The organism is Rhodococcus sp. NCIMB 12038, assembly GCF_002165735.1.
GTDB lineage: Bacteria > Actinomycetota > Actinomycetes > Mycobacteriales > Mycobacteriaceae > Rhodococcus_F.
Window position 1 is genome coordinate 59,851 of sequence record NZ_NHML01000014.1, and the last position, 20,721, is coordinate 80,571.

The 20,721-nt window shown below is 64.9% G+C and carries 24 protein-coding genes and 2 pseudogenes; 10 read left to right on the forward strand and 16 right to left on the reverse strand.

Going from position 1 to position 20,721, the window contains the following annotated elements:
- Nucleotides 1-83: 83 nt before the first annotated feature.
- A complete protein-coding gene (locus CA951_RS21865) occupies nt 84-1,166 on the forward strand; it encodes a diacylglycerol kinase (RefSeq protein ID WP_087558813.1) in 1,083 nt (360 codons plus the stop codon).
- A gap of 32 nt (nt 1,167-1,198) precedes the next feature.
- On the opposite strand, the gene CA951_RS21870 is transcribed toward CA951_RS21865, so the two are convergent.
- The 5 genes and pseudogenes from CA951_RS21870 to CA951_RS21895 form a co-directional block, all read right to left on the reverse strand.
- On the reverse strand, nt 1,199-1,897 hold the full coding sequence (locus tag CA951_RS21870; protein ID WP_087558814.1) for an HAD family hydrolase: 699 nt from the start codon (nt 1,895-1,897) through the stop codon (nt 1,199-1,201).
- A 52-nt stretch (nt 1,898-1,949) separates the two neighbouring features.
- Complete coding sequence (locus tag CA951_RS21875; protein ID WP_087558815.1) at nt 1,950-2,273, reverse strand: putative quinol monooxygenase; 324 nt, start codon at nt 2,271-2,273, stop codon at nt 1,950-1,952.
- Between the two features lie 603 nt (nt 2,274-2,876).
- A pseudogene (locus CA951_RS43820) lies at nt 2,877-3,113 on the reverse strand (DUF1348 family protein); the annotation flags it as partial.
- A gap of 5 nt (nt 3,114-3,118) precedes the next feature.
- Entirely contained in the window at nt 3,119-4,501 is a 1,383-nt protein-coding gene (locus CA951_RS21890; RefSeq protein ID WP_087558816.1) for a recombinase family protein, read from the reverse strand.
- A gap of 192 nt (nt 4,502-4,693) precedes the next feature.
- Nucleotides 4,694-5,173: a nuclear transport factor 2 family protein gene (locus tag CA951_RS21895; protein WP_087558986.1), complete on the reverse strand. Its 480-nt coding sequence runs from the start codon at nt 5,171-5,173 to the stop codon at nt 4,694-4,696.
- 203 nt (nt 5,174-5,376) lie between these two features.
- On the opposite strand from CA951_RS21895, the gene CA951_RS21900 reads away from it, so the two are divergent.
- On the forward strand, nt 5,377-5,982 hold the full coding sequence (locus CA951_RS21900; RefSeq protein ID WP_179220270.1) for a TetR/AcrR family transcriptional regulator: 606 nt from the start codon (nt 5,377-5,379) through the stop codon (nt 5,980-5,982).
- A 131-nt stretch (nt 5,983-6,113) separates the two neighbouring features.
- Entirely contained in the window at nt 6,114-7,304 is a 1,191-nt protein-coding gene (locus CA951_RS21905) for an acyl-CoA dehydrogenase family protein (RefSeq protein ID WP_087558817.1), read from the forward strand.
- Nucleotides 7,305-7,405: 101 nt separating this feature from the next.
- On the opposite strand, the gene CA951_RS21910 is transcribed toward CA951_RS21905, so the two are convergent.
- The 6 genes and pseudogenes from CA951_RS21910 to CA951_RS21935 all read right to left on the reverse strand — a co-directional run bounded on the left by CA951_RS21910 (nt 7,406) and on the right by CA951_RS21935 (nt 11,108).
- Entirely contained in the window at nt 7,406-7,735 is a 330-nt protein-coding gene (locus CA951_RS21910) for a VOC family protein (RefSeq protein WP_087558818.1), read from the reverse strand.
- Between the two features lie 117 nt (nt 7,736-7,852).
- A complete protein-coding gene (locus CA951_RS21915; protein WP_256974028.1) occupies nt 7,853-8,632 on the reverse strand; it encodes a thioesterase II family protein in 780 nt (259 codons plus the stop codon).
- A 58-nt stretch (nt 8,633-8,690) separates the two neighbouring features.
- The gene (locus tag CA951_RS21920) at nt 8,691-9,071 is read right to left on the reverse strand and encodes a VOC family protein (protein ID WP_087558819.1); all 381 of its coding nucleotides are present in this window, start codon (nt 9,069-9,071) and stop codon (nt 8,691-8,693) included.
- A 13-nt stretch (nt 9,072-9,084) separates the two neighbouring features.
- Complete coding sequence (locus tag CA951_RS21925; protein WP_087558820.1) at nt 9,085-9,843, reverse strand: ArsR family transcriptional regulator; 759 nt, start codon at nt 9,841-9,843, stop codon at nt 9,085-9,087.
- A gap of 69 nt (nt 9,844-9,912) precedes the next feature.
- Nucleotides 9,913-10,161: pseudogene (locus tag CA951_RS21930) on the reverse strand (cupin domain-containing protein); the annotation flags it as partial.
- Between the two features lie 119 nt (nt 10,162-10,280).
- Nucleotides 10,281-11,108, reverse strand: coding sequence for an LLM class flavin-dependent oxidoreductase (locus tag CA951_RS21935; RefSeq protein WP_087558822.1), 828 nt, complete (start codon nt 11,106-11,108; stop codon nt 10,281-10,283).
- Nucleotides 11,109-11,252: 144 nt separating this feature from the next.
- Between CA951_RS21935 and CA951_RS21940 the strand changes: the two genes are divergently transcribed.
- Entirely contained in the window at nt 11,253-11,954 is a 702-nt protein-coding gene (locus tag CA951_RS21940) for an MspA family porin (RefSeq protein WP_087558823.1), read from the forward strand.
- 248 nt (nt 11,955-12,202) lie between these two features.
- Here the strand turns inward: CA951_RS21940 and CA951_RS21945 are convergent, their stop codons facing one another.
- From CA951_RS21945 to CA951_RS21955, 3 genes are all read right to left on the reverse strand, one after another.
- Nucleotides 12,203-12,580, reverse strand: coding sequence for a CD225/dispanin family protein (locus CA951_RS21945; protein WP_087558824.1), 378 nt, complete (start codon nt 12,578-12,580; stop codon nt 12,203-12,205).
- 89 nt (nt 12,581-12,669) lie between these two features.
- Entirely contained in the window at nt 12,670-13,107 is a 438-nt protein-coding gene (locus tag CA951_RS21950) for a carboxymuconolactone decarboxylase family protein (RefSeq protein WP_087558989.1), read from the reverse strand.
- Between the two features lie 32 nt (nt 13,108-13,139).
- Nucleotides 13,140-13,778, reverse strand: a complete 639-nt coding sequence (locus tag CA951_RS21955) for an HD domain-containing protein (protein ID WP_087558825.1) — start codon at nt 13,776-13,778, stop codon at nt 13,140-13,142.
- Nucleotides 13,779-13,903: 125 nt separating this feature from the next.
- Between CA951_RS21955 and CA951_RS21960 the strand changes: the two genes are divergently transcribed.
- Nucleotides 13,904-14,890: a GlxA family transcriptional regulator gene (locus CA951_RS21960; protein WP_087558826.1), complete on the forward strand. Its 987-nt coding sequence runs from the start codon at nt 13,904-13,906 to the stop codon at nt 14,888-14,890.
- Between the two features lie 27 nt (nt 14,891-14,917).
- On the opposite strand, the gene CA951_RS21965 is transcribed toward CA951_RS21960, so the two are convergent.
- The gene (locus CA951_RS21965) at nt 14,918-15,562 is read right to left on the reverse strand and encodes a TetR/AcrR family transcriptional regulator (protein WP_087558827.1); all 645 of its coding nucleotides are present in this window, start codon (nt 15,560-15,562) and stop codon (nt 14,918-14,920) included.
- A gap of 235 nt (nt 15,563-15,797) precedes the next feature.
- Here CA951_RS21965 and CA951_RS21970 point away from each other — a divergent pair, with 235 nt between their 5' ends.
- Together CA951_RS21970 and CA951_RS21975 are read left to right on the forward strand one after the other, a co-directional pair.
- Nucleotides 15,798-16,310 carry a DUF4863 family protein gene (locus tag CA951_RS21970; RefSeq protein ID WP_087558828.1) on the forward strand — a complete coding sequence of 171 codons (513 nt, stop codon included), beginning with the start codon at nt 15,798-15,800 and terminating at the stop codon, nt 16,308-16,310.
- A gap of 33 nt (nt 16,311-16,343) precedes the next feature.
- Entirely contained in the window at nt 16,344-17,084 is a 741-nt protein-coding gene (locus CA951_RS21975) for a nitroreductase (protein ID WP_256974029.1), read from the forward strand.
- A 48-nt stretch (nt 17,085-17,132) separates the two neighbouring features.
- Here the strand turns inward: CA951_RS21975 and CA951_RS21980 are convergent, their stop codons facing one another.
- Nucleotides 17,133-17,645 carry a DoxX family protein gene (locus CA951_RS21980; protein ID WP_087558830.1) on the reverse strand — a complete coding sequence of 171 codons (513 nt, stop codon included), beginning with the start codon at nt 17,643-17,645 and terminating at the stop codon, nt 17,133-17,135.
- A 295-nt stretch (nt 17,646-17,940) separates the two neighbouring features.
- Between CA951_RS21980 and CA951_RS21985 the strand changes: the two genes are divergently transcribed.
- The 3 genes from CA951_RS21985 to CA951_RS21995 all read left to right on the forward strand — a co-directional run bounded on the left by CA951_RS21985 (nt 17,941) and on the right by CA951_RS21995 (nt 20,674).
- Nucleotides 17,941-19,308, forward strand: coding sequence for an MFS transporter (locus CA951_RS21985; RefSeq protein WP_087558831.1), 1,368 nt, complete (start codon nt 17,941-17,943; stop codon nt 19,306-19,308).
- 172 nt (nt 19,309-19,480) lie between these two features.
- On the forward strand, nt 19,481-19,861 hold the full coding sequence (locus CA951_RS21990) for a hypothetical protein (protein ID WP_087558832.1): 381 nt from the start codon (nt 19,481-19,483) through the stop codon (nt 19,859-19,861).
- Between the two features lie 18 nt (nt 19,862-19,879).
- On the forward strand, nt 19,880-20,674 hold the full coding sequence (locus CA951_RS21995; RefSeq protein WP_087558833.1) for a methyltransferase: 795 nt from the start codon (nt 19,880-19,882) through the stop codon (nt 20,672-20,674).
- Nucleotides 20,675-20,721: the final 47 nt, after the last annotated feature.

Sequence of the window (20,721 nt, forward strand, 5' to 3'; positions counted from 1 at the left end):
GTTAATAAGTACTCACAGGTCGGAGCGCTAGAACCTGTTACATTCGCGGGAGGGGTACTGCTTCTGGAACGAGGAGAGAACTCATGAGCTACCGCGTCGTCGAATGGTCCACCGGTACGGTCGGGCGTCACGCCATCGCAGGCATCGACGCCCGCGACGACCTCGAATTGGTCGGCGTGTGGGTGTCCGACCCGGCAAAGGTCGGGAATGACGCCGGCGAACTGGCGGGACTCGGCCGCGACCTCGGGGTGACGGCGACCGGCGACAAAGCCGCACTTCTCGCGCTGAAACCGGACTGCATAGTGCACACCGCGATGACGGACGACCGCATCTTCGACGCCATCGAGGACCTGATCTCCTTCCTCGAGGCGGGCATCAACGTGGTGTCGTCGGGGCCGGTTCTGTTGCAGTACCCCATCGGGGTGGTCCCGGACGAACTCGTCGACCGCCTCCGGAGCGCCGGCGAACAGGGAGGCGCGAGTCTCCACGTCAACGGTATCGATCCGGGGTTCGCGAACGACGTTCTCCCGCTGGCCATGACGAGCCTGTCGCAGCGGATCGACGAGGTGCGCTGCTCCGAGATCGCCGACTACTCCACCTACTACCAGCCGGTGGTGATGAGCGAGATCTTCGGCTTCGGCAAACCCGTCGACGAGACGCCGATGCTGTTCCAGCCGGGCGTGCTGTCGCTGGCGTGGGGGAGCGTCGTCCGCCAGATCGCCTCGGGACTGGACCTCACCCTCGACGAACCGCTGGTCGAGAAGTTCGAACGCATCCCCGCCGAGGAAGACCTGGACATCCTGTCGTGCCACATCGCGAAGGGAACGGTGGCGACGGTGCGGTTCGAAGTAGTCGGCACGGTCGACGGGGTGCCGCGCGTGGTGCTCGAGCACATCACCCGCACCCACCCCGGCCAGCAACCGGACTGGCCGAAACCCACCCGCGGCGACGGGTGCTACCGCATCGACATCACGGGCGAACCGATGATGACGCTCGAATTCGACCACCACGGCGAGCACGGCGACCACAATGTGTCGGGGATGATCGTCACCGCGATGCGTCTGGTGAATTCGGTGCAGGCGGTGGTCGAGGCGAAGCCCGGGCTGGTGACCGCACTGGACCTGCCGCTCGTCACCGGTCGCGGCTTGTGCGCTCCGCGCCCGTGAGTACTTGTTAACCGCCCGACGTTAATAAGTACTCACAGGCCGAAGGCACTCAATGCATTCCGGAGACCGTCCGGGCGCTCCGCGAGGGGGACGGGTTCGACGAGCGCGAACGCGCAGCCCACGTTCCGCGCGGCGCCGTCGGCTTCCTCGCTGTCGCCGATCATCAGGGTGCGCCCGGGCTCGGAACCGAGTGCGGCGAGGGCATGCTCGAAGATCTTCGGGTCCGGTTTGAACGCGCCCACCTCGAACGACAGCACGAACGCGTCGACGAGGTGCTCGACTCCCAGATCCGCGAACGCGGGCCGGATGTCGAACGCGATGTTGCTCAGCACCGCGACCTTGATTCCACGGTCCTTCAGCGACGCAAGCACTTCCGCGGTGTCGGGGTATGCGCTCCAGCATCCCGGGTCGATCACCCGCTCGTACAGCCCGACCGCCTGGTCCTCGTGCGCGACCCCGGACTTGCGCAGCACGTCGAGGTACGCCTGCCGGTGGAACCGCGGGTCGAGGTCGCGGTTGGTCCACGCGTGGTGTTCGGCGGCGTCCATCTCGACGGTCTGACCGACCGGCGCCGTCATGCGCCGCATCAACTCGGCCTGCTGGTGCAGGTCGAACGGTTCACCGTCGTGGTCGGTGAGGTCGGCCATCCAGCTGTCGTCCTCCTCGAGCCGGAACAGCGTGCCGGAGAAGTCGAAGATCACTGCGTCGAATTCGGTGAGATCGGAAGCCACGATTCCAGGCTAACGCGCCGTGCGTGTGGCTTCAGCGTGAAGCCGGACGCGGTCAGTCGACCTCGAGCTCACCCATCTGTGACCACTCGGTGCCGTCGATCGTGGTGTTGATGATCCGCGGCGTCCGGGCGAGGGCGGGCTTCAATACGCGCAGCGCATTCTGGAAATGCTCGCTCTGCACGTGGGCGGCCGCGGCGTCGTCGTCGCGGAACGCTTCGACGAGAACGTACAGGTTGGGATCGTTCACCGACCGCGACCAGTAGAACCACAGGTTGCCCGGTTCGTTTCGGGTCGCGTCGGTGAACGGCTGCACCAGGTCGAGCCAGCCGTTCGCGTGGTCCGGTTTCATGGTGAAGTTCACGACGATGAAGATCACGGCTGCCTCACTTCGCGAGTTTCCGCATTCGGTGACGAATCGTACGCGCGTGATTGCGTCGAATCCGCGACTGCGCGGCGAAGCCGGATCAGGATCCGCGTGAAGCTGTCTGGATCCCCGTGCCAACCTCCTCGGCAAGCGCACGCGACTGCCTGCCGTGGCCGGCGTCGGCGACGGCACCGGCGAGCGAATCGACCCAGTCGGTGAAGTAGGCCCGGACCCGATCCGCGACGCGTTCGCGTTCGAGGCCAGGCGCGAACGCGCCGAACAGGCAGATTCGGGCGTCCCGACCGGAAGTGCGTCTCGACCCCGTCGAACATCCGCTCTAGACGGGCGGCGGCGGGCTCGGACGCTCGCAGCAGCCCGTACACGGCGGTCTGGGACCAGGCGTCAGCCACGTCGAGGACGGCCTCGGCCATCTCGTCCTTTCCGCGGGGGGAGAGGTTGTACGGACTGCCTTTGCCGAGTCCGGTGTGTTCGGTGAGAACGGCCAGACTTGCGCCGTTGATCCCGTGGGATCGGAATTCCGCCGCCAGCACCGGGACGACGTCCCCGCGCTCGGCTACTGCTCGTGGCATGACTAGTCCTCGTGTGCCGGTCAGAGCCGAGATCGCTCAGCCCGGGGTGATCTGACGGTCGCACGCCGGACATGTCCCAGAAGAACTTGCGGTCGGATTCGTCGATCGGCACGTCGTTGATGCTGGCGTGACGCCACCGCATAAGACCGTTGTCGTCGAACTGCCAGTTCTCGTTGCCGTACGCGCGCAACCGCTGTCCATCGGTGTCGTGGAACTCGTACGCGAACCGGGCCGCGATCCGACTACCTTCGTGCGCGAACAATCATTTCAGACACGCCACTCCAGTACGACGCAAGCCTTGTCGAAGAATCGCGTCGGCTGTTTGAGTACCGTGACCCGCACAATCGACCGCACGAGGTCGCGTTGCTCGATGAGGGACAACCCGGTCCAACTTTCCTGTGCGCCAGGTCCTGCGACCTTTGTCACCATCGGGTTGATGAATACCTGACGCCCGCGCTGTTCGGCTTCCTCGATCTGTGGCAGAAGTCGAGACTCGATGTGGCCCAGGGCAGCAGCCGTAATATCGCCTTCTGACGCAGCTATGTAGAACTCTTCAAGGCGAATTCGAAGGGCTCGCGCCGTATCGAGGTGTTCGTTTTCGGCACGCTCATCATTCATCGCCGCGATCAGGCGGGGATCTTGTAGTACTGCCAGCACAGCACCCGTCACGTACTCGTCGAGGTGCTTCACGCTCCGGCTGACATGTCGACCTTTCGCATCGCAGGTGTATGCCGGGTAACCGTGGCCCTTCAAGCGGCGCATTGGTCCGCCGCAGACGCCACACTCCGCGATACCGGACAGCAGATGGGCGGGCTCGGGGCCTCGGTGCGTTAACCGCTCGGGAGCCTCGAGTATAGCTGTCAGCCTGCGGTATTCCTGTTCGGTGATCAGTGCTTCCCACCGGCCGGGTCCGATGATCTCGCCGTTGTGCGATCTGAGCCCGGCATACGTGGCGCGCCGCATCATTTTCGAGATGTGGGAGCCGTGCCACTTGGTCGACTTGCCTGGTGTTGGCACGCTTCGCTCGGTGAGATCAGCGGCGATTCGGTAGAGCGACTCGCCACCGAGTAGGCGCTCGACGATTTCGCGAATCACCTTCGCCTCGGCATCATCGCGCGCTCGCTGGACAATCCGACCAGTGACGGGATCGCGGACAGCTTTGTAGCCGTACGGGATCTTTCCGTGGGCTCGTCCGGCTGCGGCGTTCGCACTCAGCGCTCGGAGAGTGCGTGCGCTCATCTCATCTGAAGCCCGCTCGGCAAGCAGTGCATCGAGTGCGGTCGTGAATCGGTCATTGCCCTTGCTGAGGTCGTAGGTCTGGCCGCTGTAGGACAGCAGCACGCTGCGGTCATGGCATAAGTTCCGCAGCTGTACGTAGGCTTCGAGGTCCCGTTGCGCGCGTGACGCTTCCCAAACGACAAGCACATCATTGGGGCGCAGTACTTCCCAGAGTCGTTCGTATCCCGGTCTTGCCTTGCGGGCGTAACGACTCGCCGACAGGTCATTATCCTCGATAACCATTGCGACACGCCAACCTTCGCGTTCGCAGATCATGCGGCACTCGGCTTTCTGCTCGGCGACCGATCGACCGTGACCCTTAGCGTCGCTGCTCACACGGACGTAGACGATCGCCCTACGCAACTCAGTCATGTGGGACTCCCCCCGAAGTCGGCAATCATGTTGAGCTGTAATGATATCTCCGATGTCGATGAGTTGTGAGCGCATCGCCCCTCGAGTCACTTTTCGCGACGTACAGCCGGCGGCGACGCCGCAGTTCGACGAACTCGGGTAGCGCGAGGATCGGCGACCATGCTCTCGACGCCGCGGTGGGCGATTCGGTGGTCATGCGTTCACCGCCGCGCGCCGCGCCGACTCGAGGGCGAACCGGTTCTCGTCCCAGCCCTCGGCCAGCGGCCCGAAGTAGTGGAAACGCACCTGCTTGACGCGATACAACCAGCGACCGTCGACCTTGACGGCCTCGTCGGTGTAGCGGCCGGCGGCGATCGAGGCGGTGCCGTCGGTCACGCACGGCTGCCACAGGAACGAGCGGACGGTCGCGCGATCTCCGTCGAGGTCGATCTCCAGGTTGGTGATGAAGTGCCAGAACGCGGTGAGCCCACCGGGAGCGAGTCCGGCGAAGAACTCCCGCACCTCGCTCTTGCCCTTCGGGTTGGACAATCCGTCGAATTCGCCGTCGTCGGTGAACAGGTCCATCAACGCGTCCCAGTTGCCGTCGTCGAGATGGCGGCAGTACTGCGCGTCGAGGTATCGGATGGCCTCCAGGTCTTCCAGTCGGCCAATTCGTTCTTCGAGGGTGCTCAAGGTGGCATACCTCCACGGTGCGATGTGCGGAATGTGCGAAGCGATCATTAACGACCGTTCATGTGATGGGGACCATAATCGACGTTGTGTCGTGGGTCAAGGCCGAGCGTCGGTCCCACGCATCCCCTCCATGGAGTGGCGCTGAACAGCTATTTCCGGCCGGATCGTTGCCCGCGTCGCGCGCTGCCTCTACCCTCCGAGGGATGAACACTCGGTCAAGCAGCGCGTTGATTCCCCACGTCAGGGAGCGGATTCTGGACGCAGCACTGGAGGAGTTCTACACCGCCGGCTTTCATGCCGCGACCATGCGAACCATCGCCAAACGTGCCGGGTGCAGTGCCGCCAACGTCTACAACCACTTCGACAACAAGGACGAACTCCTCGTCGAGATCCTGCGCGCGGCCAGCGACGAGCAGTTCACCGCGACCCGGAACGCGCTGCGCAAGGCGGGTGCCGCGCCCGCGGAGCAGTGGACGGCCGCGGTGGTCGCGCACTCGCTCTACACCGCACGCAACCAGCGCGCATGCCTGGTGGCCAACACCGAACTACGCTATCTCGACGAGGTCGATCGCAAACGGGTCGTGGGCTCGCGCGACGCCCAGGAGCACCTGTTCGTCACCATCGCCGAGGCGGGGGTCGCGGGCGGTGACTTCGACGTCCCGCACGTCCACCAGGCGGTGACCGCCGTGCTGACCATGTGTGCAGGCATCGCGCTCTGGTACCGGCCGGACGGCCCCCTGTCCGCGCAGGCGGTAGCGGATTCGTACGGCGTGTACGCGCTCAACCTGGTGGGCTACCGCCCGGCCTGATCCGCGCAGTTCGGCATTGACGATGCGCTCCCGGCCGTGCTCTACTGGGTGAACAAGCGTTAATGTGATCCGAGTGCGGAACCGCGAGTTCCCCGTTTCACGCGCCCCGTAGTACGAGTGGAGGAGCCTTCATGACGCATCGGCCGTCGCAGCCGCGTACCGATTCACCGCGGTATCTGACCGAGGACCGCNTGGCGATCCGGGACCTGGCTCGCGAGTTCGCGATGACGCAGGTGCTGCCGGTCGCGAACGAGTTGGATCCGGTGCAGGGCACGATCCCGGANACGTTGAAGAAGGCGATGGCCGAGGTGGGGTTCTTCGGGATCATGATCCCGGAGGAGCACGGTGGTCTGGGGTTGGGGGTGTTCGAGTACTGCCTGGTGGCGGAGGAGTTGTCGCGGGCGTGGATGAGTGTGTCCGGNNTGCTGGCCCGCGGCAACGGGATGGGCGGCGGNTTCACCCCGGAGCAGGAGTCGGCGCTGCTGCCGAAGGTCGCGCGGGGTGAGTATCTGGGGGCGTACGCGTTGTCGGAGGCCGAGGCNGGGTCGGATGTGGCGAACATTTCCTGCCGCGCGACCCGCGACGGCGACGACTGGGTGGTCAGTGGCACGAAGATGTGGTGCACCTACGCCGACGAGGCCGATTANCTGGTGTTGTTCGCGCGCACCGACCCGCACAAGGATCCGGCGAAGCCGCACCGCGGGATCAGNGCGTTCCTGATCGACAAGGAGCGCGGGGGGTTCCCGGCCGGGGTCAGCGGGACGAAGATCCGCAAGATCGGGTACTTCGGGTGGAGCACCTGGGAGCTGTCGTTCGACAATTTCCGGGTGTCGGCGACCGCGATGCTCGGCGAGGAGGGCAAGGGCTTCTACCTGGCGGTGTCCGGGTTGGAGGTGGGTCGGGCGCACACGGCGGCGCGGGCGATCGGGTTGGCGCGGGCGGCGTTGGAGGATTCGATCGCGTATCTGCACACCCGNCGNCAGTTCGGGCGCGAGTTGGCGGATTTTCAGCATCTGCGGTTCAAGGTCGCGAAGATGGCGGCCGATATCGAGGCNGCGCGGCAGTTGATGTATGCGGTGGCCACCGATATCGATACCGGTCGGCGGTGTTCGTTGGAGGCGTCGATGTGCAAGTTGGTGGCGACGGAGATGGCGGAGCGGGTGACCAGTGAGGCGGTGCAGATCCACGGCGGTGCCGGGTACACCACGGATTTCCAGGTGGAGCGGCACTGGCGGGATGCCCGGTTGACGAAGATCTTCGAGGGCACCAGCGAGATCCAGATGCGGATCATCTCCGACGAACTGCTCGGCGCCACAAGGTAATTGTCTGAATTCACTGCCCGCGTCGAAGCCGGTTCAACGTGATAAAGCGGACAAGGGCCGGGACCCGCCGAACGTGGCGTAGGTCCCGGCCACGCCGACTGCTACTTGCCGCGCAGACCGATCGGGTTGCCGTCGGCGTCGGCGAGCACGCACACCCGCGCCTCCGGGGCGACCTGGCGCGGGGCGCTGCGCTCGGTCGCACCTGCCGCGAGCAGGGTCTCGCGGGCCGCATCGAGATCCTCGACGTCGGCGAAGGCCACCGGTCCCCCGCCCTCTTCGCCGGGATTCAAGGCGACCTCGAAGCCGTCGACGTTGTATCCGACGTAGTAGGGCTGGTCGGTGTGCGGTTCGCCGAGCAGCGCGGTGTAGACGGCCTTCGCGGCGTCCAGGTCGGATACCGGAATCACCAGGCTGCGGATCGTGGCACTCATACTTGTCTCCTCAGGGTCCGGCGGCCGAGTCGGCGACCGCTCGATGTCCACGCTAAGGGCAGTCCTAGGACCGGCGCTTCTTTATTCCTGATCGGTCTGCTACCTGTTTCGTCCGGCTCAGTCGAATCGGGAGCCCACCAGAGAAGCGATCTCGTCCACGTGGTCATCGATATAGAAATGACTGCCCGAGAATTCGCGGGTGTCGAAGGACCCGGTCGTGAATTCGCTCCAGAGCCGGATGTCGGTCTCGGTCACCGACGGGTCGGCGTCGCCGCGAAGGGCGACAATCGGACATGACACGTCCGGCCCGGACTTGTACCTGTAGGTCTCCACGGCCTTGTAGTCGTTACGCACGCTCGGTAACACCATCTCCGCCAGGTCGGGGTTCTCGATCAGCATCTGCACCACGTTCGAGTCCGCACCGCCGAGCCGGCGCATGTCGCCGAGCAAGGCCTGATCGCCGGCCAAGTGCAACATCGTCGGCTGGACGACACTCGGTGCCGTTCGACCAGAGACGAACAGTGCCACGAGCGCGTGACCTCGCTGCTCGAATCGTCGCGCCGCCTCGAACGCAACTGTGGCACCCATACTGTGACCGAACACTGCAAGACGCCTACCCGCAGGCGGAGTCGACTCGCGCACAACCTGCTCCGCGATAGCGCCGATGTCGGACATCATCTCGTCGCCGAGGCGATCCTGCCGACCCGGATACTGCACCGCGAGCAACTCGATTCGCGGGAAAAGTGCCTGGGCCAGTTTTCGATAGGCACCTGCTGTCCCACCACCATGTGGAAAGCACAACAAAACCCCGGATGCGTTCGGGGAGGCCTGGAAACACCTGATCCACATTTTCACTGACCACTCCCCGCTGTCGAGATGACGGTGGACGGTGTTCACGGTAGCGCGTCTCGTGTCGATCACCCGGACGAGCCGGCCAGCCGATCCCACCGGCTCCTCAGGTGGCGGGCTGGAACAGTTCGATCAGATTGCCGGCAGGGTCGGCGATCAGGATCTGACGCCCGCCCGGACCGGCGACCACATCGCTGTGGAATGCGACGCCGGCATCGCGCATGCGGGTGACTTCGGCGTCGAGGTCGCCGACGATGAGGTGAATGCGGTTTCTGCCCGCACCGGCATTGTCGGCCGGGGTTGCGCGAGCACCCGAACTGGCCGGGCCCGACAGCAGGAGCCTCAGCGACCCGCGGATCACGTCGGCGAAGGCGGGGGCCGGATTGGAGTGCAGGGTGAAACCGAGGTGGCTGGTGTAGAAGTCGATGGCTGCGGCCACATCATCGACAAGGTAGCGAACACTGGCGTATTCGTCGGGTGAGGTCATCGCAAACTCCTTTTCACGTTTCGGCGGTGAGGATTGGTAACAGGTACCGGATGCGGGTGTCGATCTCGGCGGCGGTCGCCTGGAATGCCGGGTATGTGTCCGCGTCGGTGCCGCCGGGAGCCGACGGGTCCGGGATGCTCCAGTGGATCCAGCGCGCGTCGTCGCCGAAGTCCGGACAGACTTCACGGGCTTTGTCGCACAGGGTGACTACCGTGTCGAACCGGTGGTCGGCGAGGGTATCGAGGTGGCGGGGATCCTGGCCGGAGATGTCGATCCCGAACTCTTCTCGCAGCACCCGCACCACATTCGGGTGCATTACTGATTTCGGACGGGTACCGGCACTGTGCGCTTCGACCCCGCCGTTCGTGCGCTGCCGCAGCAGAGCCTCCGCCATCACGGAACGGGCACTGTTGCCGGTGCACACGAACAGCACCGAGACCGGTGCGTGCGAATCTAACCGCGGGGATGCGGGATTCAGTCCGAGCGCCGGGTGCAGCGCGGCGGCGGCGCCGGTCAGCATCTCGGCGCAGCAGTCCAGATCCAGGTGGTAGTAGCTGTCACGGCCGTCGAAGCTGCTGCGGGTAGCCCTCACCAGCCCGCCGTCGCGCAGCAGGCGCAAGTGATAGGAGATGAGGTTCTGCGGTTGACCCACCAGAGTCACCATCTCCCGGACCCGGTAGTCGCCGCCGGACAGCGCCGCCAACAGCTGCCACCGCAACGGATGAGCAGCCAGTTGCACGAACGACGGGACGGGCTGACGCACCAACACCACAACACCAGGATACCACCAGATACATCAAATCAGTTTGATGTAAATGCCCGGACGGGTGCGTGAGGACGGCTATCCCGCCAGGTATTCGTCGTCGGTGACGTGGTCGAGCCAGGTCGTGGTGGTGGCCGGGTCGTCAGCGTTGTCGAGCATGGCCAGGTGTTCCATGAACGAGTCGGAGCTGGCTCCGTGCCAGTGTTCTTCGTTCGGTGGGCAGTAGAGGGTTTGGCCGGCATGCGCTTCGACCTTCTGGCCGCCGCGAGACTGCAAAAAGGCGGTTCCCTGGATGATGTGCAGGGTCTGACCGTGGGCGTGCGAGTGCCCAGGAAGAAGTCGACACCGAACACGACGCTCCCCACAGTCCGCGGTGATCTCAAAGCACACGGGTGACCGTCGCCGACATCAGGACACGAGCATGCGTCGCAGACCCCTTACGGTCTCTACCGATCCGGGACGCGAGGCGGTCCGGCCCGCAGGCGGTCCCGCATCTGCCCGGCGCGCCCACCGAACGGGTACAGACTCTCCAGCCACCATGTCGCACCGGCCCCGACCCACTCCGACACCGCGGCAACATCATCGGGCCCAGACGTCGAGCCGCTCGCCACGTACGCGAAATCGTCCTCCCGCCCGACCGCGACCCGGATCGCACGGAGGTCATCGGTGGTGATCAGCCCCGTTTCGTCGTCGGCCTTGCGGGGAACCACGCCTTCGAAGCGAACCGCCCGCTCGAACGGCGCCCGGTTCGGCCAGTGACCGCCGACCCAGATCGGGATCGCGCCGTTCACCGGCGTCGGCAGCATCGGTGGGCAATGCACGTGGTGGTATCGGCCGTCGAAGTCGACCGGACCACCGGCGAACATCGCCGCCAGGACGGCCAACGATTCGTCGAGGACCTCACCGCGAGCCGTCAACGGCTCCCCGAAGACCTTGAAGTCGTAGTCAGCGCCCAAGCCCACGCCCAGGAGCGCGCGTCCACCCGAGAGATGGTCGACGGTCAGGACCTGACGTGCCAAAATCTGCGGCCGCCGACGCGCCAGCGGCGTCACCAGCGTCCCCAGCAGCACGTGAGAAGTTGCCGTCGCCGCGGCAGCCAGACACGTCCACGCGTCAGCGATGGGCGGCGCGCCACCCCACGCAGGGTTCCACGTCACGTGATCCCACAGGAAGAAGCCATCCCAGCCCGCCGCATCCGCCTCGGCTGCCATCTCGACAACCGTCAACGGGTCGGACCACTCCACGAACGGTGGCAGCGTGACGCCATAACGCATGAGGCCAACCTACCGAGACGACGCCCCTCGGACGCAGGAAGTTCGTCGTGAACTTCTGATCAATACCGAGATTCTGTGCGGCCCCGTGGTTACGCTTCGCATATTTCTTCATCTCTGTTTTGAAGCACTCTGAATGGGGTCGGCATGACGGACATCAGCACATCTCGCTTTGGGTACATGAGATTGACTCGGACTGTCGCTGTCGCGGGCATCGCAGCGCTCGCCATGGTCATGGGCAATGGCACGGCGTCGGCCGGCGTGGACAATTCCAGCTCGGTCGTCGACGCCGCCGGTAACCGGATCGAAGTCCTGCAGGGCGACACCTCGTACCAGGTTGTACCGCCGCTCGACGGCGTACCCACCAGCGTGGAGTTCTTCCACAACGGCTATGCCGGGGTCAACATCACTGGGCCGAATGCGGCGGAATTCAAGGGCACACAGCTCACCGTCGGCTACCAGATCGGTTACCCGATTGCGTTGGCAGGCGCAACGATCGTCCTGAACACACCCGGTCTCGGGTTTGCGATCGGCTCGAGCAACGGCATCGACCTCGGGCTCGTCCCGGACCTCACTCTGGGACTGAACGCGGGCACCAGCGCCACACTCGCGGGCGACATCATTCCGTCGCAGGAACTCGACATCGACCTGGAGCCGGGCGGAATCACCACCGTCCCGATCCTGGAGGGACAGGAGTTCGACGGACCGGCGGCCTCGGTGAGGATGCAGGGCGTCCACGGTTCCATTTCCGGCGCTCTCGGTGCGGTCACGATCCGTCCGTACGCCATGGCAGTCACCGCGGACGGTGACACGGTCATGACTTACGGTGTGCCGCAGAAGCTCAACTAGTTCACACCGGCACGAACGACGATGCGCAGGCCGACGCGACACAGTCGCGTCGGCCTGTCGTTGCGCACGGTCCGCACAGTACATTACCGAGACTTGTTCGGAAAGAACAGAATTCGTCGCTGTTCGGTCGATTTGTACGAGTAGCATTCAGTATGTGCTGCAAGTTCGATGCAACCGATCCAGCGGCATGTCGGCCCCCGCTCACTGCCCTCGAAAGCAGTGGCGGGGGCGCGTCGCGCGTACGTCGGTTACCCGTATCGGTAGTGCATCATGCCGTGATGGCCACCGCCATGAGTGATGACCACGACAGCGACCAGGATGTAGAGGATCACGAAGAGGAGCAGCAGACCCCCGAAGATCCACAACGAGAGTTGCCCGAGTCGGCGCACTCGGTCCGACGCGTCCTGTGCGCCGTCGACGTCGCCGCTCGCCCATAGCGGATACACGTTGAATGCATGCGTGAATGCGGAAAAGGCCAGCGGCCAGAAGAACAACACGGAGGCCACGGCCCAACCGGCATTGGCCGCCGGCCGTGGCTGCGGCCTGAGCGACTCACCCGAAGTGCGGGCGGCAGTACTGGGCGAGGTCGGATCCGAAGGAATCGGATCGGTGGCGGAGGACGACATGGCAGCGCTCCTGGGGATCAATGGGTTCTCTGCTCACGGTAGGAGCCGAAGCTGAGCAGCGCCTGAGATCCCGCTGGCAATGTTGCACTCTACGGCGCAACCGGATAGTGGCTGGTGACCGCGACCCGGTTCCAGGCGTTCATCACAGTCGCGAGCCAACTGATCGCGGACACCTGCTCGTCGGTGAGCGAGCCGTCGTCCCAGGTGCGCCGTTCCGGAACGGCAAGAGCGGTGACCTGTTCGGCGAGAGCGAGCGCAGCGCGCTCCTGATCGCTGAAGTACTGCGCCTCCCACCACGCCGCGACAACAGCGAGCCGATCGGTCGTCTCCCCCTTCGCGACGGCGTCGCGGGTGTGCATGCGAAGGCAGAAGGCACAGCCGTTGAGTTGCGAGACGCGAATCTTCACCAACTCCACCAGGAGCGGATCCACTCCCGCCGTTTCCAGGGCAGCCTTCACGTCCGCGTCCAGCTTCATCAAACTCTTGTACACGGACGGGTGCTGCTTACTGAGATTCACGCCGGTCATGATGTTCCCTTCGAGTAGGCGGTGCGTGCCGGTCACGCAGACCAGGCCGATTCCATGATCCGCTCCACCATGCTCACGCGGCGGAAACCCGGAACGAAATGTTCGAGCACGTCGGCATTGACGGTGCCGTACGTCGTGTCCGGCCGGTAGCCGAGCCCGTCGACGAATGCCTGCAGAAACTCGTTCTTGAAATCGCCTCGCGGATGAACGGCGAGGATCTCCTCCACCTGCCCCGGATCCAGCCCGTCCAAACCCAACCCCACCACATCGGTGAGGACACCGAAGTTGGTCGCAGCGACCTCGTCCCCCATCCGGCCCGGAATCCCCGGCGTGGTGTGCAACGCGATCGCCGTCCAGACCACCTCGGCAGCGGTACCGGAAAAACCCCGATCGAGCAGGAATTGGCGAGCGTGGTCGGCGCCATCGAGCTCGAACCGCTGCTCGACATCCGAGAACGGGCGGAGCAGGCCCGCGTCATGGAACAGGGCAGACAGGTACAGCAGCTCGGGGTCCGGCCGCAGGCCGAGCTCCCGGCCCCTGAGCGTGCTGAAGAGGAACACCCGCCGAGAGTGGTGGAAGATCAGCGGGTTCGTCGTCTCTCGAATCAGGCGCGTCGCCTCCTCCGCCGCCGGTGTCTCGGGAATTTCCACTCCTGCGATGATTTCGGACATGGGCCCTGCCCTTCCAGATGTCGATGTTGTAGAACGGACGGTGTGCCCGTCCCCCTTACGATGCCGAACATCCCGGCCCAGCGCCGCCCCCTTTTGGCCATGAAGCACCCGAATCAGGACAGGCGATAAGAGTGGACAGCAGCCCCCACCCGCATCGGGTCGCGATCCTCGTCTACGACGGCGTGAAACTGCTCGACGTCGCCGGTCCTGCCGAGGTGTTCGCAGAAGCCAATCGCTGCGGCGCCGACTACCGGATCGCGCTGCTCTCCCCCACCGGCGCCGACGTGGCCTCGTCGATCGGCATCCACCTCTCAGTCGACGGCAACGCCGAATCGGAGCCCGCCCCCGACACCTTCCTCGTCGCCGGCGGCGACATCTACCCCCGAACCGCCGTCGCCCGCGACCTCGTCGACGCCACGAACACTCTCGCCGCGCGCGCGACCCGGGTCGGGTCGATCTGCACCGGGGCGTTCATCCTCGCCGCGGCCGGACTCCTGGATGGCAAACGCGCCACCACACACTGGAAAGTCGCACACCAACTCGCCGCCCGGCACCCCACGACCCACGTCGAACCCGATTCGATCTACGTCCGCGACGGCGCCACCTACACCTCCGCCGGTGTCAGCGCGGGCATCGACCTGGCACTGGCACTCGTCGAGGAAGACCACGGCCCCGACCGGACCCGCGACGTCGCCCAGCACCTCGTGGTCTACCTGCAGCGCGCCGGCGGACAATCACAATTCTCTGCCCCACTCCAGGGCCCACCACCACGAACACCCGCCCTGCGACACATCGTGGACCTGGTGACAGCGGACCCCGCCGGGAACCACTCCCTCACCGAACTCGCCACACACCTCAACGTCAGCGCCCGACACCTCACACGCCTGTTCCGAACCGAACTGTCCACCACCCCGGCCCGCTACGTCGAACTGATCCGCTTCGACATGGCAAAGGCCCTCCTCGACCAGGGACACAACGCAACACAGGCAGCATCACTCGCCGGATTCCCCAGCTACGAAAGTCTCCGACGCGTCTTCGTCCGAGAGCTGTCGATGTCACCGACCGCCTTCCAACGCCGCTTCGGCACTGCCCAGCGCGCCGACGCCGAGTAACTGGGCGCGGGACTGTCGTGGCTACGGTTACTCGGCCGCGATTCCCGGCCACAGCGTCGCCGCGACCTTCTCGGCCAGATCCTCGCGATCGCTGTCGCCGCGGAGAAAGGCGGCGTAATAGCTGCCGAAGCAGATGGTGGCCAGGGTGTGGGTGTCGATGTCCTTGCGCACTTCGCCGCGACTTCGGAGATCATTGAGCACGCGCTCGACCAGATCGACGCGTGGTTCCACTGCGTGTTCACGCACGATCTCGAGTAGTTCGGGTGTTCGGAAGGCCTCGCCCATGAAGTTGCCCATGAGAATCATCGCGTCCGGATTGAAGTAGCACGGGTCGACGCGCCTGATGGCCTCGGTGAAGGCCTCGAACGGTCGCAATCTCGCGAGTTCCAGATTCGGGTAGGTCGCACGTTGCGCGCGGAAGCCGAAGTCGAGGGCGTCGACGACGAGTTCGAATTTTCCCGGCCACCGCCGGTAGAGCGTGGGGCGGGTGACACCTGCATCGGATGCGATGTCGCCCAATGTCATTCGCGAGTAGCCGTCGACCACCAATCGTCGGCGCGTCGCCTGGATGATGGCGTCGTCGAGGGATGGATCACGGGGCCGGCCCCCTCGGGTGGCGGCCTCTGCGTCGGCACCCTCCTGCGAATCCGTGCCGACTGCCTTCTCCGCCATGACCCACCCCTTGCTCGTTCCGTTACGGTCGACAATCGTAACCGAGCCAGCTCCCGCTTCGGGGACCGAGGCTGGAACCTCCGATTGCGTGCCGGCGGCGCTACGAGGCTGTCGAGTTGCCGAATCGGCCACCTCACAGTCCAACAGTTTCGTTACACATATTGACTGTAACTTAACTGAGTCATATTCTGGCTGTAGCCACAGACGTGGCAGAAGTCTCATCCAGGAGCGCGTCATGAATCCCAGCCAGGCCCTGATCGATCGCAGTATCCCGTTTCTCGACGAGGTCAAGAACCGGACCGCCGGCGGCGAGTTGGAGGGGTGGCTCAACACCAACTACGGCCCCGGGACCGAGTTGTACGACGACCTGGCTCGAATGATCACCGAAGGCGTCAACGACGGGTGGGCCGCAAATGTGGAACTCGACGGACCGAAATATCGCCGCAGCCGAATCGCCTCGCCGACTGAGGAACTCCACTACTTCAGTGTCACCGCGGTCTACATGAACAGCATTTCCCGGTACCGCGGCCAGTATCACCAGCATCCGTACGGTGAACTCAACTTGGTAGTACCCCTCGATCCCGGCGCCGAGTTGGCCGGTCCGCGCGGATGGTGCGGCGCAGGCTGGACCGCACCCGGACCGGGAAGCCACCATTACCCGGAGGTGCGAGGCGGTGCCCTGATCGCTCTGTTCTACCTGCCCGCTGGACGGATCTCCTACGACATCACACCCGCCGCCACCGTCTGATCAAGGAAAGGGGGTGCATGCACTGTGAATGACGTGACCACCACCGCCCCGCCGTCGTCCCGCGCCGCACGCCGTGCGAATGACGACACGACCGTCGAGCAGGCGTTACTGAGCAGGCGAAGTGTTCGGGCCTTCCTGCCGACACCGGTCCCCCGCGACGATGTCGAACACCTGCTCGAGTTGGCCGCACGGTCAGCCAGCAATTCGAACTGCCAGCCGTGGCAGGTCCATGTCGTCACCGGCTCAGCGAAGACGCGCCTGACATCAGCACTTCTCGCTGCCCACGAATGCGAGGAGCATGTCAGTACGCGGGAGTACAACTACCAGCCCAAACCGGACGAATGGGCGGAGCCGTTTCGTACGCGTCGGCGCCAATTCGGTGAGGGCCTGTACGGCAACACCTTGGGCATCGCGGCAACCGACTCAGCGGCCAGGCTGGCCCACCATCGCCGCAACTACGACTTCTTCGGCGCTCCCGTCGGCATCATTCTGTCGGTCAGTCGGCATCCACTCGACGGTGCGCTCGTAGACGCGGGCCTCTTCCTGCAGGCATTGATGCTCGCTGCCCGTGGCGCTGGACTCGCCACATGCCCCCAGGCATCGTTCATCGACTTCTACCCGGTTCTGCGCAGGCATCTCGACATCCCCGACGATCAGGTGATCGTCTGCGGACTTGCGCTGGGATATGCGGACCATGAGCACCGGCTCAGCCGGCACCGAACTCCCCGAGAACCCGTCGCCTCATTCGCCACCTTCCACGGCGACTCCCCATAGGCCGGTGGCCCCCACACGAGTGTGGGGGCCACCGCCGTTTTCGGATTCCTAGGCGCCCACCGCGACCTTCGAGGGCCGATAGAACAGCACCAGTTGTCCTACTCCGCCGAGAATTCCCACCCCGGCAGCAATGACGAGGCCCGCCCACCCGGCGACCGGATTGCCGCCGAACACCAACTGCTCGATACTGAGCCGCCCCGCACCGAGCACCGCAACGCACACCGCGGATACCGCGATGACCAGTGTGTACTCCCAACCCGAGGTCATCACGTAGAAGCCCTTGGTGCGGTGCACGGTCCACGCTGCAACAAGCATCAGCGCCACAAACACTGCCGCGGCGACGGTTGTGAAGAGTCCGGCCGCGAGACCGATTCCGGCGACGATCTCCGTCCCGGCCGCCACCCGAGCATGCAGGAAGCCCGGACGCATGCCCAAGCTTTCGAACCACTTGGCGTTACCTGAAATTCGGCCACCGAGAAAGATCTTGTGGTAGCCGTGAGCAGCCATCGTCACGCCGAGCGTGACGCGCAGCAGCAGCATGGCGAGATCGAATGAGTTCATCGTTGGTTTTTCCTTCGGGATGATGGGTAGATCGGCCCCGGCGGCATCGAGTGCCCCCAATGGTTTCGCACCGACCTCCGGCGGTCGAAGCCTAGATTGACGTTTCGTTACAGTCAATGTTCGTAATGTAATACCGCCTGTTTAGTTACAGCTATTGACTGTAACGGAACACGATTCTATGGTTTCAGCACCGGCCCCGATCCACCGTCCGCTCCCAGAAGGGCTCGCGGCACGCGACGAAAGCCGCAGAACCACCATTCAACTCACCTCGCACCTGAGCGAAAGCGAAGTCTCAATGGCCTCTGAACTCTCCAGTTCGCACGCATCCGTCACCGACATACGCGTCGGTGAACTCATCGACCGGCAGCCCGTGGGCCGCTTCCACCACCTTCTAATCGCTCTCGCAGGCGCGGTCATGTTTCTCGATGGCTTCGACACTCAGGCAATCAGTTTCGCGGCCCCGTCCATCGCCCGCGAGTGGGGACTACCCGTTGCCTCCCTCGGTCCGATCTTCTCCGCGGCCATCGTCGGCCTGATGGTCGGCTACCTGTGTCTTGCACCGCTCGCTCATCGATCCGGACAGCGACGCGCAGTTGTCTTCTGCACCGCGATGTTCGGCATCTTGACCCTGCTGTGTGCATTCGCAGAATCGCCGCTGCAATTGATCGCACTGCGATTCCTCACGGGGGCTGGGCTCGGCGCCGCCATTCCCAGTCTCGTCGGAATTGTCAGTGAGTTCGCGCCGGCACGGCGACGCTCGTCCTTCGTGATGTTCATCTACTGCTGGTACGCCTTCGGATTCGTTGCGGCCGGGGTCGTCTCCGGATTCCTCATTCCGCTGTGGGGTTGGCGCGCGATGTTCATCGTCGGAGGCACCGTACCTTTGGTGCTGTTGATGTTCTTGCTGCGTTACCTTCCGGAATCCCCCCGATACCTGCTTCTACGCGGCGCCGGCGATCGCGCAAATGCCACTCTTCGCCGCCTTGATCCCGCCCTGCCCTGCAACGCCATCGTCCGGACGGACGCATCAGAAGACAGCCACCCCGCGGAAAAGGGGAAAACCTCAGCGGTTCTCGACCTCGTACGGGGTCGGTGGTTGCTGAGCACCCTTCTACTCTGGCTTGCCTTCGGTGCGAACCTGGCGGCGTTCTATGCCATCCAGAGCTGGCTTCCGACAATCGTCGGCTCCCTGGGTGAATCGTCACGCGTCGTCATCGCTTGCACTGTTCTCACCACTGTGGGTGGCATCGCCGCGGCCATGTTCATCGGCCCTGCCATGGACCGCACCAACCCATTTCGCACACTCGGAACGGTCTATCTCGTCGGTGCCGGTTTCGTGGCCCTACTTGGATGGGTGCTCGGCGGCGGCAGCACCGTGGTCCTTCTGGTCGCGGCGTTCCTCACGGGGACATGCGTCACCGGCGGTCAGATGAGCGTGATCGCGTTGGCGACAGTCCTCTATCCGACCGACATGCGCTCGACCGGAGTGGGGTGGGCACTCGGAATCGGCCGACTCGGTGGAATCGCCGCCCCACTGATCGTCGGTGCCGCGCTGAGCGCCGGCGTTGCGCCCCGCGAGGTCTTCTCCGCGATGGCGATGATCCTCGTCGTCGCGGGCTTCAGTGTGCTCACACTCGAACGGCGTGTGCGGGCCGCTCTGTAGCCGTAGCCCCCGGATCGCCGTCCCCCGCGGATCCACCCCGAGGAGTGGAATTCGACCCCGCACAGGGTGGGGGGGATGCCCACCCTGTGGGTGTTACCACCGGCCCGCTCCCGGAGCAGAGTGGGTGTCGTTCGCAAGACGCGGACGACACCCACCAGGCAGGAGTAACACAATGACCTCGATCAACACCCGCACCGCCGTCGCAGCCGCCGCAGGCGTCGCCGTAGGACTGGGGGTGTTGATGGCGCAGGGTGCCACCGCTGGTGCCGCACCCGCCGACGGGGCCGCTCCACACGCAGTGTCCCCGTACACCGTCCAGGTACGAGACCGCATCGGATGCGCCGACGCCTGGCCCATGGTCTCCTGCGACGCCCCGGACGAGGACCGGCCCCCGCAGGTCACCCTCGTCGAACCCGGCACCTCGCTGACCCAGCCCGGCGGCACCGACCTCTTCGGATCCTCGAGCGCCCAGTTCCACCCGGCGAACTACCCCCTCGAGCCCGACGACGGCGTGATCTCCCACCCACTCGATCCCGACATGCCCTGGATGTGAACCCAATATCGTGGAGTGGTGGGCGACGACAGCTGGGAAAGTTTGGCCGACCATTTTGCCGACGAGGCGTACGCCTCGGTGAAGGGGCTCGTGCGCACCACTGTGTTGCACCAGCAACTGCTCGAGCATCTCCCGGCGCCGCCGACGGCGGTGCTCGACGTCGGAGGCGGCGCCGGCCATCAATCGTTTCCGCTCGCCCGAGCCGGCTACGACGTGACCCTGCTCGACCCGTCCGCGGCGATGCTGGACAAAGCCCGGCAGCGACTCCGGCAATTGCCCGATGACTCCCGGCGCCGTGTGACGGTACTACAGGCCGACGGCGAGAACGCCGACGAGGCGGTCCACGGCCGACGCTTCGCCGCTGTGCTGTGTCATGGTGTTCTCGGATACCTCGACGACCCGGAACCGTTGATCGACCAACTGTGCCGGTGCGCCGATGACGGAGGAGTCGTCTCGATCATGGCGGGCAACGCCCGCGCGATGGCGGTTCGCCCGGCTCTGGAACGACGGTGGGACGACGCCCTGGCCTCGTTCGATGCCCGCAGCGAGATCGGGGTGCTGGGCGTTCCGACCCACGCCCACACCGTCGAGGAACTCAGCGGCCTCATACGGGACCGCGGTATCGAGCCGGTGCGCTGGTACGGGGTCTGGCTGTTCGTGGACTGGCTCGACCTCGGCGGCGCCCGGCTGGATCCGGGCGATTCCGAGCAGGTCGCCGCGGCCACCGCCGTCGAACTCGAAGCCGGCCGACGGGACCCCTACCGCCAACTCAGCCGCATCTTCCACCTCGTCGGACGCAAAGGCCCGAACTGACCGGGATCACGCACCCGCACCGCGTCGAATGATAGATTCCCACTATG

What these genes read in the sequence shown, in the direction of transcription:
- CA951_RS21965 (WP_087558827.1), bottom strand. Translation starts at nt 15,562, where the DNA reads ATGGCGGAGAAGGCAGTCGGCACGGATTCGCAGGAGGGTGCCGACGCA.
- CA951_RS21945 (WP_087558824.1), bottom strand. Translation starts at nt 12,580, where the DNA reads ATGTCGTCCTCCGCCACCGATCCGATTCCTTCGGATCCGACCTCGCCC.
- CA951_RS21940 (WP_087558823.1), top strand. Translation starts at nt 11,253, where the DNA reads ATGACGGACATCAGCACATCTCGCTTTGGGTACATGAGATTGACTCGG.
- CA951_RS21910 (WP_087558818.1), bottom strand. Translation starts at nt 7,735, where the DNA reads ATGAGTGCCACGATCCGCAGCCTGGTGATTCCGGTATCCGACCTGGAC.
- CA951_RS21900 (WP_179220270.1), top strand. Translation starts at nt 5,377, where the DNA reads ATGAACACTCGGTCAAGCAGCGCGTTGATTCCCCACGTCAGGGAGCGG.
- CA951_RS21920 (WP_087558819.1), bottom strand. Translation starts at nt 9,071, where the DNA reads ATGACCTCACCCGACGAATACGCCAGTGTTCGCTACCTTGTCGATGAT.
- CA951_RS21980 (WP_087558830.1), bottom strand. Translation starts at nt 17,645, where the DNA reads ATGAACTCATTCGATCTCGCCATGCTGCTGCTGCGCGTCACGCTCGGC.
- CA951_RS21950 (WP_087558989.1), bottom strand. Translation starts at nt 13,107, where the DNA reads ATGACCGGCGTGAATCTCAGTAAGCAGCACCCGTCCGTGTACAAGAGT.
- CA951_RS21970 (WP_087558828.1), top strand. Translation starts at nt 15,798, where the DNA reads ATGAATCCCAGCCAGGCCCTGATCGATCGCAGTATCCCGTTTCTCGAC.
- CA951_RS21955 (WP_087558825.1), bottom strand. Translation starts at nt 13,778, where the DNA reads ATGTCCGAAATCATCGCAGGAGTGGAAATTCCCGAGACACCGGCGGCG.
- CA951_RS21935 (WP_087558822.1), bottom strand. Translation starts at nt 11,108, where the DNA reads ATGCGTTATGGCGTCACGCTGCCACCGTTCGTGGAGTGGTCCGACCCG.
- CA951_RS21890 (WP_087558816.1), bottom strand. Translation starts at nt 4,501, where the DNA reads ATGACTGAGTTGCGTAGGGCGATCGTCTACGTCCGTGTGAGCAGCGAC.
- CA951_RS21985 (WP_087558831.1), top strand. Translation starts at nt 17,941, where the DNA reads ATGGCCTCTGAACTCTCCAGTTCGCACGCATCCGTCACCGACATACGC.
- CA951_RS21865 (WP_087558813.1), top strand. Translation starts at nt 84, where the DNA reads ATGAGCTACCGCGTCGTCGAATGGTCCACCGGTACGGTCGGGCGTCAC.
- CA951_RS21990 (WP_087558832.1), top strand. Translation starts at nt 19,481, where the DNA reads ATGACCTCGATCAACACCCGCACCGCCGTCGCAGCCGCCGCAGGCGTC.